Raw genomic sequence first — 17,201 nt, 5'->3', positions numbered from 1 at the left:
CCACCCCCACCCCGATGATGGCGCAATATCTCGCGCTGAAGGCCGAGGCGGAGGATTGCCTCCTCTTCTATCGCATGGGCGATTTCTTCGAACTGTTCTTCGACGACGCGCGGATCGCCAGCGGCGTGCTCGATATCGCGCTGACCTCGCGCGGCGAGCATGACGGCGAGAAGATCCCGATGTGCGGCGTGCCGGTCCATGCCGCCACCGCCTACCTCCAGCGGCTCATCAAGGCGGGGCATCGCGTCGCGATCGCCGAACAGACCGAGACGCCCGCCGAGGCCAAGGCGCGCGGCGGCTACAAGGCGCTGGTATCGCGCGGCATCGTCCGCGTCGTCACCGCCGGCACGCTGACCGAGGAAGCGCTGCTCGACGCGCGCAGCGACAATTGGTGCGTTGCGATCGGCGAGGCGGCGGGCGCGGTGGCGCTCGCCGCCGCCGACGTCTCGACCGGGCGGTTCGAGGTGATCGACTGTTCCATCGACGCGCTCGGTGCCGAGCTGGCGCGGCTCGGCGCGGCGGAGGTGGTGGCGTCCGAAGCCTCGGACCAGGCCGCCGCCGCGACGACGCTGCGGCCGAAGCAGACGTTCGACAGCGGCAGCGGTGAGACGCGATTGAAGACGCTGTTCGGCGTCGCGACGCTCGACGGCTTCGGCCAGTTCAGCCGCGCCGGGCTCGCCGCGGCGGGCGGGCTGATTGCCTATCTCGAACATACCGCCAAGGGCGCCCTGCCCTTCCTGCGCCCGCCGCGGCTCAGCCAGGCCGCCGAGACGATGGCGATCGACGCGGCGACGCGCGACAGCCTCGAACTGACCTGCACCACCGGCGGCCAGCGCAAGGGCAGCCTGCTCGACTGTATCGACCGCACGGTGACGGGCGCCGGCGCGCGATTGCTGGCGAGCGACCTCGGTGCGCCGCTGATGGACAAGGCGGCGATCGACGCGAGGCTCGATCTCGTCCAGCATTTCCATGACGCCACCGGCCAGCGCGAACAGGTCCGTGCGGCGTTGCGGGCGCTGCCCGATATTGGCCGGGCGCTCGGGCGGCTGGCGGCGGGACGCGGGTCGCCGCGCGATCTGGGGCAGCTTCGCGACGGGCTCGACGGGGCGTGGCATCTCGGCGAGCGGCTGGCGCAGATCGATGCGCCGCTTGCGCTGCTCGACCGCGTCACGCCGCGGCTGCGCGGCCATGGCGCGCTGATCGACCTGCTCAAGCGCGCGCTCGTCCCCTCGCCGCCGATCGAGGCGAGCGACGGCGGCTATATCGCCGCGGGCTATGACGTCGCGCTCGACGAACTGCGCGACACCGGCGCGGGCGGCCGCCGTGCGATCGCCGCGCTGGAGGCGGAGATGAAGGCGGCGACCGGCATCGCCACGCTCAAGATCCGCCACAACAACGTGCTCGGCTATCACGTCGAGGTGCCGGCGCGGTCCGCCGATCCGCTGATGAAGCCCGACAGCGGCTTCACCCATCGCCAGACGCTGGCCGGCGTCGTCCGCTTCAACACCCCGGCGCTGCACGAGGTCGCCGCGCGCGTGTCGCAGGCGGGGGCGCATGCGCTCGCCGCCGAGGCCGCGCATCTGGAGGAGCTGACCGCCGCCGCGCTGACCCACCGCGAGGCGATCGCCGCCACCGCCGACGCGCTCGCCCGGATCGACGTCGCCGCGGCGCTCGCCGAGCGGGCGGCGGAGGGGCAATGGGCGCGGCCGGCGCTCGCCGACCATCCCTGTTTCGACGTCGTCGGCGGGCGGCATCCGGTGGTCGAGGCGGCGGTGGTGAAATCGGGCGACCGGTTCGTCGCCAACGACTGTACGCTCACCCCCGATTCGCGGCTGTGGCTGGTGACGGGGCCGAACATGGGCGGCAAGTCGACCTTCCTGCGCCAGAATGCGCTGATCGCGGTGCTCGCGCAGACCGGCAGCTACGTTCCCGCCACCAAGGCGACGCTCGGCATGGTCGACCGGTTGTTCAGCCGCGTCGGCGCGTCGGACAATCTCGCGCGCGGCCGGTCGACCTTCATGGTCGAGATGGTCGAGACCGCGGCGATCCTCGCGCAGGCGACGCCGAACAGCTTCGTCATCCTCGACGAGGTCGGTCGCGGCACCTCGACCTATGACGGGCTCGCCATCGCCTGGGCGGTGGTCGAGGCGATCCACGAGGACAATCGCTGCCGCTGCCTGTTCGCGACGCATTACCACGAGCTGACCCGGCTGGCGGAGCGCTGCGAGGCGCTGACGCTGCACCACGTCCGCGCGCGCGAGTGGAAGGGCGAGCTGGTGCTGCTCCACGAGCTGAGCACCGGGCCGGCGGACCGGAGCTATGGGTTGGCGGTGGCGCGGCTGGCGGGGATGCCGGCGGCGACGGTGGCGCGCGCCAAGGCGGTGCTGGCGAAGCTGGAGGCGGGCCGGGCGAAGACCGGCGGCCTTGCGGCGGGGCTCGACGACCTGCCGCTGTTCGCCGCGGCGCAGGTGGCGGAGGAGGAGACGTGCGACGCGATCCGCGCCGAAGTCGAGTCGCTCGACGTCGATGCGCTGACCCCGCGCGAGGCGCTCGATACGCTGTACCGGCTGAAGGCGCTAGCGCGGGAGGGGTGACGCAAAGTCCTCCCCCGCAAGGGGAGGGGGACCGCTCGGCGCCAGCCGAGTGGTGGAGGGGGAGGACGGGGCGAGAGCCCTGATTACGAAACTCCCGCCCTGTCCTCCCCCTCCGTCACGCCTCCGGCGCGCCACCTCCCCCTGGCGGGGGAGGAATTGCGGTTGCCTCATCATGCCCCCCTCCAAACCCCATGTCCCCTTAACCCTCGCGCGGTTATACCCCGCCGCCATGCAGCGCCGTTTCGACCACCTTCCCAACCGCCGCGCGATCGTCGATCGCCGCGCGCTTGCCGAACAGATCGCCGCGATCGACGCGACCGGCATCGCGCTTCGCACGCAGGCCACCGCGATCCTCAAGGAGGCGCTCGCCGAAGGCCGCGCCGAGATCCAGCGCCGGCTCGCCACGCATCCGTCGCGCGGGCTCGAGGCGTCGAACGCGCAGGCCTATCTCACCGACCAGTTGTTGCGCGTGCTGTTCGACCTCGCGACGCAGCGGCTCCACCCGCTCCACAACCCGACCGCGGGCGAGCGGCTGACGCTGATCGCGGTGGGCGGCTATGGCCGCGCCGAGATGGCGCCCTTCTCCGACGTCGACATCGGTTTCCTCACCCCCGGCAAGCAGACGCCCTGGGCCGAGCAGGTCATCGAATCGATGCTCTATGCGCTCTGGGACCTCGCGCTGAAGATCGGTCATTCCAGCCGCTCGCTCGACGAGATGGTGCGGCAGGCGAAAGGTGACGTGACGATCCGCACCGCCTTGCTCGAAGCGCGCTACGTTACCGGCGACGTGGCACTCTACGACGAGGCGGCGAAACGCTTCAAGGCGGAGGTGCAGCACGGCACCGAGCGCCAGTTCATCGCCGACAAGCTTGCCGAGCGCGACGCGCGCCACCGCAAGATGGGCGACACGCGCTATGTCGTCGAACCCAACGTCAAGGAGGGCAAGGGCGGCCTGCGCGACCTCCACACCTTGTTCTGGATCGGCAAATATATTCACGACGTGCAGCGCGGCGCCGATCTCGTTGAGGTCGGCCTGCTGACCAAGGCCGAATATCGCCTGTTCCACCGCGCCGACAATTTCCTCCAGGCGGTGCGCTGCCACCTGCACAGCGTCACCCGCCGCGCCGAGGATCGGCTGACCTTCGACGTCCAGCGCGAGATCGCGACGCGGATGCGCTTCTCCGACCGGCCCGGCAAACCGGCGGTCGAGCGCTTCATGCAATATTACTTCCTACAGGCGAAGACGGTCGGCAACCTCACCGGCGTGTTCCTCGCGCATCTCGACGAGCGGTTCGCGGCGCGCGGGCGGCGGTTCGGGCTGCCGACGATCCGGCGGCGGCCGGATAAATTACACGGCTTCGTGCTCGACCGCGGCCGGCTCGCACTGCCGCGCGACGATTATTTCAGCGAAGACCCGGTGCGGCTGATCGAGATTTTCCAGCTGGCCGATCTGCACGGCGTCGAGATCCATCCGCTGGCGATGCGCGCCGCGGCGCGCGACGCCAAGCTCATCGCGCGCCATCGCCGCGATCCGCGTGCCAATGCCTTGTTCCTCGACGTGCTGACGTCCCCACGCGATCCCGAGCTGGTGCTGCGCTGGATGAACGAGGCGGGGGTGTTCGGCCGCTTCGTGCCCGACTTCGGTCGCGTCGTCGCGCAGATGCAGTTCGACATGTACCATCATTACACGGTCGACGAACATACGATCCGCGCGATCGGCCTGCTGGCGCGGATCGACAAGGGCGAACTCAAGGACGATCACCCGCTCGCCTCGGCGATCATCAAGCATATCGTGTCGCGGCGCGTGCTCTATGTCGCGGTGCTGCTGCACGATATCGCCAAGGGGCGTGACGGCGACCATTCGATCCTCGGCGCGGAGGTGGCGGAACGGCTCTGCCCGCGCTTCGGCCTGTCGCCCGCCGAGACCGAGACGGTGGCGTGGCTGGTGCGCTGGCACCTGCTGATGTCGGCGACCGCGTTCAAGCGCGACCTGTCGGACTTCAAGACGATCCTCGATTTCTGCGAGGTCGTGCAGAGCCCCGAACGGCTGCGGCTGCTGCTGGTGCTGACCATCGTCGATATCCGCGCGGTCGGCCCCGGTACGTGGAACGGCTGGAAGCGCCAGTTGCTCGCCGACCTCTACGAGGGCGCGGAGGAGGTGCTGCGGCTCGGCCACAAACAGCGCGGGCGCGCCGAGCGGATCGCGACGCGGCAGGAGACGCTACAGGCGACGCTCGGCTGGGAACCGGCGCGGTTCGACGCCTTCGTACGCCGCTTCCCGGAGGCCTATTGGATCGCCGAGCCCGACGACGTGCTTGCCCACAACGCGCGCTTCATCGCGGCGGCGGGTGACGCGCAACTCTCGATCGACGCGCAGGTCTATGCGACGCGCGGCGCGACGCTGGTGACGATCTACGCCGCCGATCATCCCGGCCTGTTCTACCGGATCGCCGGGGCGATCCACGTCGCGGGCGGCAACATCATCGATGCGCGCATCCACACGACGCGCGACGGCATGGCGATCGACAATTTCCTCGTCCAGGACCCGTTCGGGCGGCCGTTCGACGATCTCGACCAGTTGAAACGGCTCAAGATGGCGATCGAGGATGCGCTGGCGAATCGCGGCAAGCTCACCGACCGGCTCGTCGCCAAGCCGGCGGCGCGCACCCGTGCGGATGCGTTCGAGATCGAACCCAACGTGCTGATCGACAATCATGCCTCGAACCGCTTCACGGTGATCGAGGTCAATGCACGCGACCGGCCGGCGCTGCTCAACCAGCTCGCGCAGGCGCTGTTCCAGTCGAAGGTGACGCTGCATTCGGCGCATGTCGCCACTTATGGCGAGCGCGCGGTCGACACCTTCTACGTCACCGACCTGACCGGCGACCGGATCACCGCGGCGGCGCGGCTGAAGACACTGGAACGCCGCCTGCGCACCGCCGCGAGCGGCGAAACCGTCGAGATGGCGGCGTAAAAAGGGCCGGCGCGCATCGCTGCGGCCGGCCCCTCCCCCGGTAATGCCGGCGGCAACGGGCCAGTCCCCGTTGCCGCTGCGGATCAGAAGCGCGCGCGGATCGTCGCGCCATAGGTGCGCGGCTCGGCGAGATATTGCGAGAAGAGCTGGCGGCCGCCGGGATATTGCGCGTCCTGGAATGCCGCATTGGCCGCGCCTTCCTGGAACGGCGAGTTGAACGCGACCTGCGCGTAATCGACGTTGGTCAGGTTCTGCCCCCAGAATTCCAGGCTGATCCGCTCGTCCGGCATGCGCAGCCCGATGCGGGCGTTGACGATCGCATAGCCGTCCTGCGCCTTTTGCGGGAACAGGTCGGAGCCGGTGTTATAGTCGCTGGTCATGCGCGTATCGACGTAGAACAGCGCCGAATAGCCGCCGCCGAGCTGCGGGGTCCACGAGGCCGACGAGGTCGCGACGATGTCCGCCGAATTGGACAGCGTCCGCCCCGGCAGCAGGCGCAGCGCCTGGTCGAGCGGCGCGCCCGAGGAACTGCCGACGAGCTGGCTGCGATATTTGGTGTCGGTGACGGTCAGGCCGAGGCTGACGCGGAAGTCGCGTGCCGGGACCAGCGAGGCCTCCAGCTCGACGCCCTTGGCACGGACGCCGTAACCGACGTCGCCCGACGGGCAGACGCCGCTGCTGGTCGCCGCGGCATTGTAGTTGCTCGCCGCCGGGAATTTGCTCTGGTCGCGGTCGCCGCCGTTGAGGCTCGACGAACAGCCGTTGATATTCTGCACGAGGAAGACCGTGCCGTTGAAGGTGTTCAGCTGGAAATTGCTGAAATCCTGGATGAACGCCGCCGCGGACAAGGTGAACGGGCCGGTGCCGTATTTCGCGCCGACTTCGTAGGAATTGACCGTCTCGGGCGCGAATTGCAGCGAATTGGCGAGCGCCTGCGCGCCGCCGAGCTGGGCGAAGGTCTGCACCGGCTGCTTGAGTGCCGAACGATCGAGGTTGAAGCCGCCTGCCTTATAGCCGCGCGAATAGCTGCCGTAGAGCAGCAGATCGTCGATCGGCTTCCACGACAGGATCGCGGTGCCGGTGAACCGGTCTTCCTTGCGGCGGCTGTTGATCGACACGCCGTTGAGCTCGGCGGTGTTGTTGCCCTGACAGGCGAGGCCGATGATGCCGGCGGCGGTCGGCGCCAAAGCGGGGTTCGCGAGCAGCGACCGCAGCGAGCTCTGGATCGCGGTGCAGCCGGTGTTGTCGTTGGTGAAGCTGGCGTCGAACTTCTTGCGTTCGTTGGTGTAACGCGCGCCGAGCGTCAGATCGACGGTGTCGGTGACGTGGAAGATATTGTGCGTGAACAGCGCCCAGTTGCGGCTGTTCTGATTGTAGACGTCGCGGGTCGAGCCCTTGTCGTTGATGCCGTCGAGCGTGGCGATCGCATTGACGATGAGTGGCCCCGCGGCACCGAAGGGCGAGGCGACGCCGGGGACGCCGCCGCTGAGCACCGCGCGGCCCGTGGCGCTGAGACAGCCGGTGCTTCCCGGCGCGTAGAATTGCGCGAGCGCGCTGCCCGAAACGAGGCGGCAGGTGGCGAAGCGGCCGTACTGGCTGCCGAAGCGCAGGTTGTCGAGGACGCGCAGATCCTCGTTGGCGAAGAAGCCGCCGACCAACCAGTCGAGCTTGTCGGCGAACAGCGAACCGTTGAGGCGCAGTTCCTGCGTGAAGGTGCGGAATCGGCGCGCCGAATTGCCGTTGGCCGCGCGATAGAGGATATCGACGCGGCTATAGTCGGTGTCCGAGCCCTGATCCGAATCGTAATCGCGGTACGCGGTGATCGAGGTCAGCTTGGTGGTGCCGATCGTCCAGTCGAGCTGGCCGGAGACGCCCCAGTCCTTGGTGATGCCGGCGAAGCTGCGGCCGGCGCTCACCGAGACGTCGCGGCTGTAGCCGGGGCTGGTGACGAGGCCGAGCGGCTGGCCGAGGTCGCGTATGACGTTGACGATGTTGTTGCCGTTGGCGCCCGCCGCGAGGCCGGCGTTGACCGACGCGACGGGGTTGTTGAGGTTGCCCACCGCCTCGTTGACGCTGCGGTCGACATAGGTGGCGGCGCAGCATTTCTCGTCGCGATGCGTATAGTCGCCGATCAGGCGGAAGCGGACGTCGTTGCTCGGCTCGAACAGCAACTGGCCGCGGACGAAATAGCGGTTGCGATTGTTGACGTCGGTGTTGTTCGTATAATCGCGGTAGAAACCGTCGCGCTTGACGTAGACGCCGTCGACCCGCGCCGCGATCGTCTTGCTGAGCGGCAGGTTGAGATTGCCGGCGAAACGGTAGAAATCGTAATTGCCGTAGGTCGCTTCGGCACCGCCGCTGAAGCCCTGAAACGACGGCGCCTTGCTGATGATGCTGATCAAGCCGGCCGAGGAATTGCGGCCGCCGAGCGTGCCCTGCGGGCCGCGCAGCACCTCGACGCGATCGATCTCGCCGAGTTCGGTGAGGCCGATACCGGACCGCGAGCGGTAGACGCCATCGATGAACACCGCGACCGAGCTTTCCAAGCCGGGATTGTCGCCCACCGTGCCGATGCCGCGGATGCGCGCCGAGCCGTTCGCCTCCGAACCGGTCGACGACACCAGCAGCGACGGCGCGAGCTGGTTGAGCTGGCGGATGTCGCTAGCGCCGGAATTCTGCAGCGTTTCCGCGGTGATCGCCGAAACCGCGACCGGCACGTCGGCCAGCGCCTGGGCGCGGCCCTGCGCGGTGATGACGATATCGCCCTGATCACCCTCGTCCTGCGCGACCGACCCCGCCGCAGTCGGCGAGGTCGTCTGGGTCGCCGGGCTTGACGGCTCGGGCGAATTGTTCTGCGCCATGACGGGCGAGGCAATCGCGATCGTCGCAGCCGACAGCAGATACGCAGTAAGGCGCATGGTCATCCTCTCCTGTTCCGATTTCGGTTTTCGAATATCGGGTTTTCTTTTGAGGCTAGGATCGCGCAGGCGTGAGCGTCTAGTAATTTGTCGTTGCCGTATGCATTTTCGAATGGACTGTCGCCCATACGCAACACCGGGCCCGTTGCCGGACCCGGTGTTCAAAAACCTGCCTGACGCTACGGAAAGCGCCGGATCGGCCGGAATTACTTGGGCGCGAGCACCATCAGCATCTGACGGCCTTCCATACGCGGATAGGCCTCGACCTTGGCGACCTCGGCGACCTGTTCGGCGACGCGCTGCAGCACCGCCATGCCGAGCTGGCCGTGGCTCAGCTCGCGACCACGGAAGCGCATCGTGACCTTGACCTTGTCGCCCTCCTCGATGAACTCGACGACCTTCTTCATCTTGGTGTCGTAATCGTGGTCGTCGATGTTCGGACGCATCTTGATCTCCTTGATCTCCTGCGTCTTCTGCGACTTGCGGGCGAGGTTCGCCTTCTTCTGCGCCTCGTACTTGAACTTGCCGACATCGAGGAACTTGGCGACGGGCGGATCCGCGTTCGGCGACACCTCGACCAGATCCAGGCCGAGTTCCTGCGCCTGCGCCATCGCCTCGCGCGTGTACATCACGCCGAGATTCTCGCCCTCATGGTCGATCACGCGAACCTTGGGGCTGACGATCCACTCGTTGAAACGAGGGCCATTCATTGGCGGCGCCTGATTCGGTCGGCGCATCATGGGAGGACGTATGGGTATAGCTCCTGTGGTGGTTTGAATTAGATATAAGCTTTCCGGAGCGTTTGCGGAAGATGCCTGTGCAAGATGATGCATCATTGACGGCCGAAAGCCTCGGCCTCACGGCTTGGGACGACGCCATCGCCTTCCCCTGACCGATGCGCAATGTGCCGTGTTATGCCGAGGTCATCCTGTTCGCTGGCCCGGTAGCGCAGAGGACGCGATGCGACTCCCGGGCCGATACGAATTAGTCGACGGCTGGCTGATACCTAAGCGTTAGCGCAGATCGGGCGGAGTCGCCTCCTCGCGCAGCATAGCGACCACCTCGTCGACCGTCACGATCTGCTGCGCCTGGGTGCCGAGACGGCGGACGGCGAGCTTGCCCTCTTCCGCCTCGCGCTTGCCGACGACGAGCAGCACCGGGACCTTCGCCACCGAATGTTCGCGCACCTTGTAGTTGATCTTCTCGTTGCGCAGGTCGGTCTCGACCCGGATGCCCGCCTTGCGCAGCGTCGCCGCCACCTGCTCGGCATAGCCGTCGGCGTCCGAGACGATCGTCGCGACCACCGCCTGCACCGGCGACAGCCAGAGCGGGAAACGCCCGGCGTGATGCTCGATCAGGATGCCGATGAACCGCTCGAACGTGCCGAGGATCGCGCGGTGCAGCATGATCGGGCGGTGGCGGTTGCCGTCCTCGCCGACATAGCTCGCATCGAGTCGCTCGGGCAGCACGGTGTCGGTCTGGATCGTGCCGACCTGCCACGTCCGGCCGATCGCGTCGGTCAGGTGGAATTCGAGCTTGGGCGCGTAAAAGGCGCCCTCGCCCGGCAATTCCTCCCAGCCGTATTCGGGCGTGTCGCGACCTGTCGCGGCGACCGCGTCGCGCAGCGACTGTTCCGCCCAATCCCACATCTCCTCTGAGCCGAAGCGCTTCTCGGGACGCAGCGCCAGCTTGATCGCATAAGAGTCGAAGCCGAGATGCTTGTAAACCGAATCGAGCAATTCGCAGAACTTGCGCACCTCATCGACGAGCTGGTCCTCGCGCACGAAGATATGCGCGTCGTCCTGCGTGAACTGGCGGACGCGCATGATGCCATGCAGCGCGCCGTGCGGCTCGTTGCGGTGGCAGCAGCCGAATTCGGCCATGCGGATCGGCAGGTCGCGATAGCTCTTGATCCCCTGTTTGAAGATCAGCACGTGCGCCGGGCAGTTCATCGGCTTGAGCGCCATCAGATCGCCCTCGCCCGACAGCACCGCGCCCTCATCCTCGGTATTGGGTACCTCGTCGGGGACGACGAACATGTTCTCGCGATACTTGCCCCAGTGGCCGGATTGCTCCCACTGTTTGGCGTCCATCAACTGCGGCGTCTTCACCTCGGCATAATCGGCGGCGTCGAGCCGGCGGCGCATATAGGCTTCGAGCTGGCGCCACAGGATGAAGCCCTTGGGGTGCCAGAAGACCGAACCCTGCGCCTCCGACTGGAGGTGGAACAGGTCCATCTCCTGGCCGATCTTGCGATGGTCGCGCTTGGCTGCCTCCTCCAGCATGAAGAGATGCTGGTCGAGCTGCTTCTTGTTGAGCCAGCCGGTGCCGTAGATGCGGCTCAGCATCGCGTTCTTCTGGTCGCCGCGCCAATAGGCGCCCGACACGCGCGTCAGCTTGAAGGCTTGTGGATCGAGCTTGCCGGTCGAGGCCATATGCGGCCCGCGGCACATGTCGAGCCATGCACCCTGACGATAGATCGTCAGTTCCTCATTGTCGGGCAGTTCGGCGGCCCATTCGGCCTTGAACGTCTCGCCCTGCTGCGTCCAGGTCTCGATCAGCTGTTCGCGCGTCCACACTTCGCGCGTGAACGGCTCGTTCCGCGCGATGATGCGACGCATCTCCGCCTCGATCGCGGGCAGGTCCTCCTCGGTGAAGGGGCGATCCTTGGGCGCGAAGTCGTAATAGAAACCGTCGTCGGTCGCCGGGCCGAAGGTGATCTGCGTGCCGGGGAACAGATGCTGCACCGCCTCGGCCATGACGTGCGCGAGATCGTGGCGGACGAGTTCGAGCGCGTCGGCCTCGTCCTTCGCGGTGACCAGCGCCAGCTGCGTGTCGCCCTCGAACGGCCGGTTGAGATCGCGCACCTGACCGTCGATCCGCGCGGCCAGCGCTGCCTTGGCGAGGCCCGGACCGATCGCGGCGGCGACGTCCGCCGGGGTAGTCCCGGGCGCAACCTCGCGGACGGAACCGTCGGGCAGCGTGATACGGAACATGGCGGACATGATGGACTTTCAGGTTGGTTGAGGAAGCCGCGAATAAAGCGGCGCAGGGTATATAGGCAAGCGTTGCCGTAATTCCTCCCCGGCACGGGGAGGTGGCACCGCGAAGCGGTGACGGAGGGGGGGCTCCAAAAGCGCAGCATTCGCGGCGAGCCCCCTCCACCACTCGGCTGCGCCGAGCGGTCCCCCTCCCCGTGCCGGGGAGGATTTAGGCGATGCCGAACGGCACCACGCAATTGGTCTGGGTATGACCGATCTCCGCCCGGCCGAGATACGGCACGCCGAGATCCCCGCACCAGCGCCGGATCATATATTCCAGCGTATCGCCCCATTCGGGTTCGTTGGGCTGGACCGCGGTCACCGCGCCGAGGCGGACGCCGGCGATCCCCTTGAGCTGCGTCGCATGGCCCATATGAAACAGCAGCCGATCGATATTGTACATCGGCTCCGACACTTCCTCGATCATCAGGACATGGTCGGTGAGGTCGGGCAGCCAGGGCGTGCCGATCAGCGCGCCGAGGATCGACAGGTTGAACGCCGCCGCCGGGCGGCCGTCGAGCCCCGGCTCCAGCCCCTGCCGGTCGCCGCGCGCCAGCCAGCCGAGCGACCGCGCGACCGTCTGGTCCCCGCCCTTGCGGCGGATGTCGCTCGCCATCGGGCCGTGGCAGGGCCGGCCGATCCGCCGCGCATAGAGCGCACCGAGCAGGAACCCCATGTCGGAATAGCCGAGATAGCTCTTGTGCCGCGCCGCCGGGCCGAGCTGCGGCATCACCAGCGGCAGGATGCGGTTCGAGCCATAGCCACCGCGCAGGAACCAGATCGCATCGAAGCCGGGATCGTTGGCGAATTCGAGGAAGGCCGAGGCGCGCCGCGCGTCGTCGCCGGCGAAATGGCCCGCGGTCTCCCAGCATTGCGGATGGACGACCAGATCGACCTCGGGATAGGCCAGCGCGGCGAAGGCGATGAACGGCGCCTCGGCATCCTTGTTGCCGATGCTCGCCGGCGCCACCACCCCTATCCGCATCGTCCCGTCGCTCCGCCTCGCCGCAGAGCCTTGCCCCTGCGCGGCCGCGTCGATAGCGCAGCGTCATGGCGAACGGCAATCTTTCCGGCCCGGTAGCGGGCAAGCGCTTCTTCCTCGTCGGTATCGGCGGATCGGGGATGATGCCGTTGGCGACGATCCTGTCGGGGCGCGGCGCGATCGTCGCCGGTTCCGACCGCGGACTCGACCAGGGGCGCGTGCCGGCCAAGTTCGACGCGTTGCGCGCCCGCGGCATCGCACTGTTCCCGCAGGACGGCAGCGGTGTGGTGTCCGCCGAGCAGATCGTCGTCGCCTCCGCCGCGGTCGAGGACAGCGTCGCGGACATGGTCGAGGCCGCGCGCCTCGGCTGCGCGCGGGCGAGCCGCGCCGACTTGCTCAGCACCCTGTTCAATCAAAGCGCGCTGCCGATCGGCGTCGCCGGGACCAGCGGCAAGTCGACCGTCACCGGCATGATCGGCTGGATCCTCCACGCCGCCGGCCGTGATCCGACGGTGATGAACGGCGCGGTGATGAAGAATTTCGCGCATCCGCAAGCCCCCTTCGCCAGCGCGCTGGTCGGCGACGGCGAGCCGTTCGTCAGCGAGGTCGACGAGAGCGACGGCTTGATCGCGCACTATCGCCCGCGGATCGCGGTGCTCAACAACGTCAGCCTCGACCACAAGGGGATCGACGAATTGCGCGGCCTGTTCGCCGGCTTCATCGCCAAGGCGGAGACGGCGATCGTCAACCTCGACAATGACGAGGCGGCGGCGCTCGCCGCGGCGCTGCCGCCGACGCATGTCGCGACCTTCGGCCTCGACCGCGACGCCGATTTCGCCGCGCGCAACATCGTCGAGGCGCCATTTGCGGCGCGCTTCGACCTGATCGCCGCGGGCAATGCGGCGATCCCGGTGCGGCTGCAGGTGCCGGGGCGGCACAACGTCTCCAACGCGCTTGCGGCGATCGCCGCCACGGTCGCCGCGGGCGTGCCGCTCGCCGTCGCGGTCGATGCGATCGGCGGATTTACCGGGCTGCGCCGCCGCTTCGACCTCGTCGGCGAGGCGGCCGGCGTCGCGGTGATCGACGATTTCGGTCACAACCCCGACAAGATCGCCGCGACGATCGACACGCTGCGCGCCTTTCCCGGCCGGCTACTGCTGCTGTTCCAGCCGCACGGCTATGGCCCGCTCAAGGTGATGCGGCGCGAGCTGGTCGAAACGCTTGGCCAGAAGCTGGCGCCCGACGACGTGCTGGTACTGCCCGACCCGGTCTATCACGGCGGCACCGTCGCACGCGAGGTGACCAGCGCGGACATCGTCGCCGACCTCACCGCCGCCGGCCGCGATGCGCGCCATGTCGCCGATCGCGCGGCGGCGGCGGCGATGCTGGTCGCCGAGGCGCGCGAAGGCGACCGGATCGTCGTGATGGGCGCACGCGACGACACGCTGAGCCTGCTCGCCGCCGAGATGCTGGAGTCGCTGCGCGCGCGGGGCTAGACTGGCGTGCAGGAGGTACGCGTCATGAAGCTCTTCACCCAGCATCCCGCCTCGGTCGGGGAAAGCTATACCGAGCATCTCGGCGTCGCGTCGCGCTTCGGGCTGCGCATGATCGGCGGCGGCGTCGCCGCGCTGATCCACGGCGTGCTGCCCTTCCTCTTCACCACCACCGGCAGCCGCACGATCACCGCGCTCCACGCCGAGATCGTCGCCAAGCGCGCGCACGAGACGGAGCAACGATCGGTCGAATTCGTCATCTGACTGTCAAGCGCGCTTGACGTAAAGCCTGCTTTCCATGTAAAGCCTCCTTCACAACGATTCGAGGGAGGACGTACATGGCCGGAACACCCGCACAGCGCCGCTACAATCGGCGCATCATCATTCTGTCGCTCATCTATGCCGCGGTGCTGCTGCCGGTCTGCTGGCTGTTCGCCCGGCATCTCGTCAGCGGTCCCGTCGCCTATCTGCTGGGCATATTGCCGGCCTTGCCGGTATCGGGCTTCTTCGCCGTCATCGGCATCTATTTCACCGAGGAACGGGACGAATATCAGCGCCTGCTGATGGCGCGACAGACGATCATCGCGACCGGGATCGCGATGACCGTCGCGACCTTCTGGGGCTTCCTCGAGAATTTCGATCTGGTGCCGCACCTCGTCGGCTATGCCTGGCCGATCGTCTGGTTCGGGGGTCTCGGCATCGGCTTCTTCATCAACGCCGCGATCGAACGGTCCGCGGGAGACGCCGCGTGATCAACCACCTGCGTGATCTGCGTGGGACCCGCGGCTGGTCGCAACAGCATCTCGCCGACCAGCTTGAGGTCAGCCGGCAGAGCGTCAATGCGATCGAGACCGGCCGGTACGATCCGTCGCTGCCGCTCGCGTTCAAGATCGCCGAACTCTTCGACCTCGCGATCGAAGACATTTTCGTCAGCCCGTCGAAGGAGCAATGACGTGATTGCCTATCCCGGCCCGCGCCGCGGCGATCACGCTCGGTTGTCTGAATCACACAGATGTCCATACGCGACAGCCCTGCCCTGACGGGAGAGGATTCCACCCCCTGAACCTCGCTCCCGCCTAGTAACCTCCAGCCGTCCCCGCCTCCAACCCAAGCAAGGATGACGCGCCACCTCGCGCGCGATACACAGCCGCCATGACAGATCCCCGCCCCCGCCTCGCCTATCACCACACGCCCGGCGCCGGGCCGACGATCGTCTTCCTGCCGGGCTATGCCTCGGACATGCAGGGCGCCAAGGTCCTGGCGCTGGAGGCATGGGCGCGCGCCGACGGTCGCGCGTTCCTGCGCTTCGATTACGGCGGCTGCGGGCAGAGCGAGGGCACGTTCGAGGAGCAGACGCTCGCCGGATGGCGCGACGACGTGCTGGCGATGCTCGATCAGGTCGCGACCGGGCCGGTGGTGCTGGTCGGCTCGTCGCTGGGCGGCTGGCTGATGCTGCTCGTCGCCAAGCTGCGCGCCGAACAGGTGGTCGGGCTGGTCGGCATCGCGCCGGCACCCGACTTCACCGACTGGGGCTTCACCACCGAGGAGAAGATGGCGATCCTCACAGAGGGACGACTCGAGCGCGCCAATCCCTACGGCCCGGCGCCGACCGTCTATACCCGCGTCTTCTTCCAGTCGGGCGAGGCCAACCGCCTGATGTTCGGGACGATCCCCGTCGATGGCCGGGTGCGGCTGGTGCAGGGCCAGGCGGACAAGGACGTGCCGTGGCATCGCACCGTGCGGCTCGGCGAGATGATCCGTTCAGCCGACGTGCAGACGCTGCTCATCAAGGACGGCGACCACCGGCTGTCGCGCGCGTCCGATATCGCGTTGATCGTCCGGGCGACCGAGGATGTGTTGCGATGATCCTGATCCTTGCCGCGGTGCAGGCCGCCGCCGCGCCCGCACCGAAGGCGACCGTCCCCAACGTCGATCCGCGCGCCGCGCGCTACGATCGCTGCCGCCAGCTCGCGGTCAGCGACCCCGCCGCGGCGCGCGTCGAGGCGACGCGCTGGGCGGCGAGCGGCGGCGCGTGGTTCGCCCGGCAATGCGCCGGGCTGGCGCTGGCGCAACAGGGCGAATTCGCCGCTGCCGCGAGCGAATTCACCGCCGCCGCCAAGGCCGCCGACGCAGCGCGCGACAAGCGCGCCGCCAATTATTGGGCGCAGGCGGGCAACGCCCGGCTGGCGGCGGGCGACGTGCCCGGCGCGCGTGCGGCGCTCGACACCGCGCTGGTCGCGGGAACGCTGGATGGGCTGGCGCTCGGCGAGGCGCAGCTCGACCATGCGCGCGTCCTCGTCGCCGCGGGCGAGCTGCCGGCGGCGCGACGCGACATCGATCTGGCGCTCGCCGGGGCGGGCGACGATCCGCTCGCCTGGCTGCTCTCGGCGACGCTGGCGCGGCGGATGGGCAATATGACGCGGGCCAAGACGGACATCGCCGAGGCGCTGCGCCGTTCGCCCGACGACGCCTCGGTGCAGCTCGAAGCGGGCAATATCGCCGCCTCGACGCAGGACGAAGCAGGCGCGCGCGCCGCCTGGACGGAAGCGGCGCGGCTCGCCCCCAATTTGCCGGCGGGCCAGCACGCGCGTGCCGCGCTGGCGCAATTCGGCGACGCGCCGGTGTCGGCGAAGGTGCCGGCGGGACGGTAACCGCTGATGGCGCCGGGTTCGGAGGCTTCACCCGGACACCCTCTGGTGCCCCGTGCGTTGGCGCCTTAAATCCGGACCATCAACCGCAGGACTCACGCATGCACTATCTCCACACGATGATCCGCGTCAGCGATCCCGACGCGACGATCGCCTTCTTCCGCGTGCTCGGACTCGAGGAAGTGCGGCGGATCGAGAATGAGGCGGGGCGGTTCACGCTGATCTTCCTCGCCACCGCCGACGACCGCAAGATCGGCGATCGCCGCGCCGAGGTCGAGCTGACCTACAATTGGCCCGCCGAGGACGGTACGCCGCCGGAAACCTATAGCGGCGGCCGCAATTTCGGCCATCTCGCCTATCGCGTCGACAATATCTACGACAGCTGTCAGCGGCTGATGGACTCCGGCGTGACGATCAACCGGCCGCCGCGCGACGGCAATATGGCGTTCGTGAAGACCCCCGACGGCATCTCGATCGAGCTGTTGCAGGCGGGCGACGCGCTCGCCCCCGCCGAGCCCTGGGCGTCGATGCCGAACACCGGGAGCTGGTGA

The 17,201-nt window shown here is 68.1% G+C and carries 13 protein-coding genes; 9 read left to right on the top strand and 4 right to left on the bottom strand.

Annotated features, from left to right (window positions below; translation table 11 throughout):
• Window positions 1-14 precede the first annotated feature (14 nt).
• On the top strand, window positions 15-2,594 hold the full coding sequence (mutS, locus tag AC07U4_RS13055) for a DNA mismatch repair protein MutS (RefSeq protein WP_495195869.1): 2,580 nt from the start codon (window positions 15-17) through the stop codon (window positions 2,592-2,594).
• Between the two features lie 229 nt (window positions 2,595-2,823).
• On the top strand, window positions 2,824-5,568 hold the full coding sequence (locus AC07U4_RS13050; protein WP_495179181.1) for a [protein-PII] uridylyltransferase: 2,745 nt from the start codon (window positions 2,824-2,826) through the stop codon (window positions 5,566-5,568).
• Window positions 5,569-5,651: 83 nt separating this feature from the next.
• Here AC07U4_RS13050 and AC07U4_RS13045 read toward each other — a convergent pair whose 3' ends face one another.
• The 4 genes from AC07U4_RS13045 to AC07U4_RS13030 all read right to left on the bottom strand — a co-directional run bounded on the left by AC07U4_RS13045 (window position 5,652) and on the right by AC07U4_RS13030 (window position 12,512).
• Window positions 5,652-8,486 (bottom strand): TonB-dependent receptor, encoded by a 2,835-nt coding sequence (locus tag AC07U4_RS13045; protein WP_495179182.1) that lies wholly within the window; start codon window positions 8,484-8,486, stop codon window positions 5,652-5,654.
• 206 nt (window positions 8,487-8,692) lie between these two features.
• The gene (infC, locus tag AC07U4_RS13040) at window positions 8,693-9,226 is read right to left on the bottom strand and encodes a translation initiation factor IF-3 (protein WP_037534495.1); all 534 of its coding nucleotides are present in this window, start codon (window positions 9,224-9,226) and stop codon (window positions 8,693-8,695) included.
• A gap of 273 nt (window positions 9,227-9,499) precedes the next feature.
• Complete coding sequence (gene thrS / locus AC07U4_RS13035) at window positions 9,500-11,491, bottom strand: threonine--tRNA ligase (RefSeq protein WP_495195656.1); 1,992 nt, start codon at window positions 11,489-11,491, stop codon at window positions 9,500-9,502.
• 205 nt (window positions 11,492-11,696) lie between these two features.
• Entirely contained in the window at window positions 11,697-12,512 is an 816-nt protein-coding gene (locus AC07U4_RS13030) for an LD-carboxypeptidase (protein WP_495179184.1), read from the bottom strand.
• Window positions 12,513-12,577: 65 nt separating this feature from the next.
• Between AC07U4_RS13030 and AC07U4_RS13025 the strand changes: the two genes are divergently transcribed.
• The 7 genes from AC07U4_RS13025 (at window position 12,578) to AC07U4_RS12995 (ending at window position 17,201) form a co-directional block, all read left to right on the top strand.
• Window positions 12,578-14,005 carry a glutamate ligase domain-containing protein gene (locus tag AC07U4_RS13025; RefSeq protein WP_495195655.1) on the top strand — a complete coding sequence of 476 codons (1,428 nt, stop codon included), beginning with the start codon at window positions 12,578-12,580 and terminating at the stop codon, window positions 14,003-14,005.
• A gap of 24 nt (window positions 14,006-14,029) precedes the next feature.
• The gene (locus tag AC07U4_RS13020) at window positions 14,030-14,266 is read left to right on the top strand and encodes a DUF6356 family protein (protein WP_495195654.1); all 237 of its coding nucleotides are present in this window, start codon (window positions 14,030-14,032) and stop codon (window positions 14,264-14,266) included.
• Between the two features lie 74 nt (window positions 14,267-14,340).
• Window positions 14,341-14,754: a hypothetical protein gene (locus AC07U4_RS13015; protein WP_495195653.1), complete on the top strand. Its 414-nt coding sequence runs from the start codon at window positions 14,341-14,343 to the stop codon at window positions 14,752-14,754.
• Complete coding sequence (locus AC07U4_RS13010) at window positions 14,751-14,954, top strand: helix-turn-helix transcriptional regulator (protein WP_137899507.1); 204 nt, start codon at window positions 14,751-14,753, stop codon at window positions 14,952-14,954. Before AC07U4_RS13015 ends, AC07U4_RS13010 begins: the two co-directional genes overlap by 4 nt.
• Window positions 14,955-15,154: 200 nt before the next feature.
• Complete coding sequence (locus AC07U4_RS13005) at window positions 15,155-15,868, top strand: alpha/beta fold hydrolase (protein ID WP_495195652.1); 714 nt, start codon at window positions 15,155-15,157, stop codon at window positions 15,866-15,868.
• Window positions 15,865-16,653, top strand: a complete 789-nt coding sequence (locus AC07U4_RS13000) for a tetratricopeptide repeat protein (RefSeq protein ID WP_495195651.1) — start codon at window positions 15,865-15,867, stop codon at window positions 16,651-16,653. Before AC07U4_RS13005 ends, AC07U4_RS13000 begins: the two co-directional genes overlap by 4 nt.
• A gap of 98 nt (window positions 16,654-16,751) precedes the next feature.
• Window positions 16,752-17,201 (top strand): VOC family protein, encoded by a 450-nt coding sequence (locus AC07U4_RS12995; RefSeq protein WP_495195650.1) that lies wholly within the window; start codon window positions 16,752-16,754, stop codon window positions 17,199-17,201.

This window comes from Sphingomonas sp. GW821-FHT02B09 (genome assembly GCF_059421875.1).
This window is presented reverse-complemented; position numbering and strand designations above follow the sequence as displayed.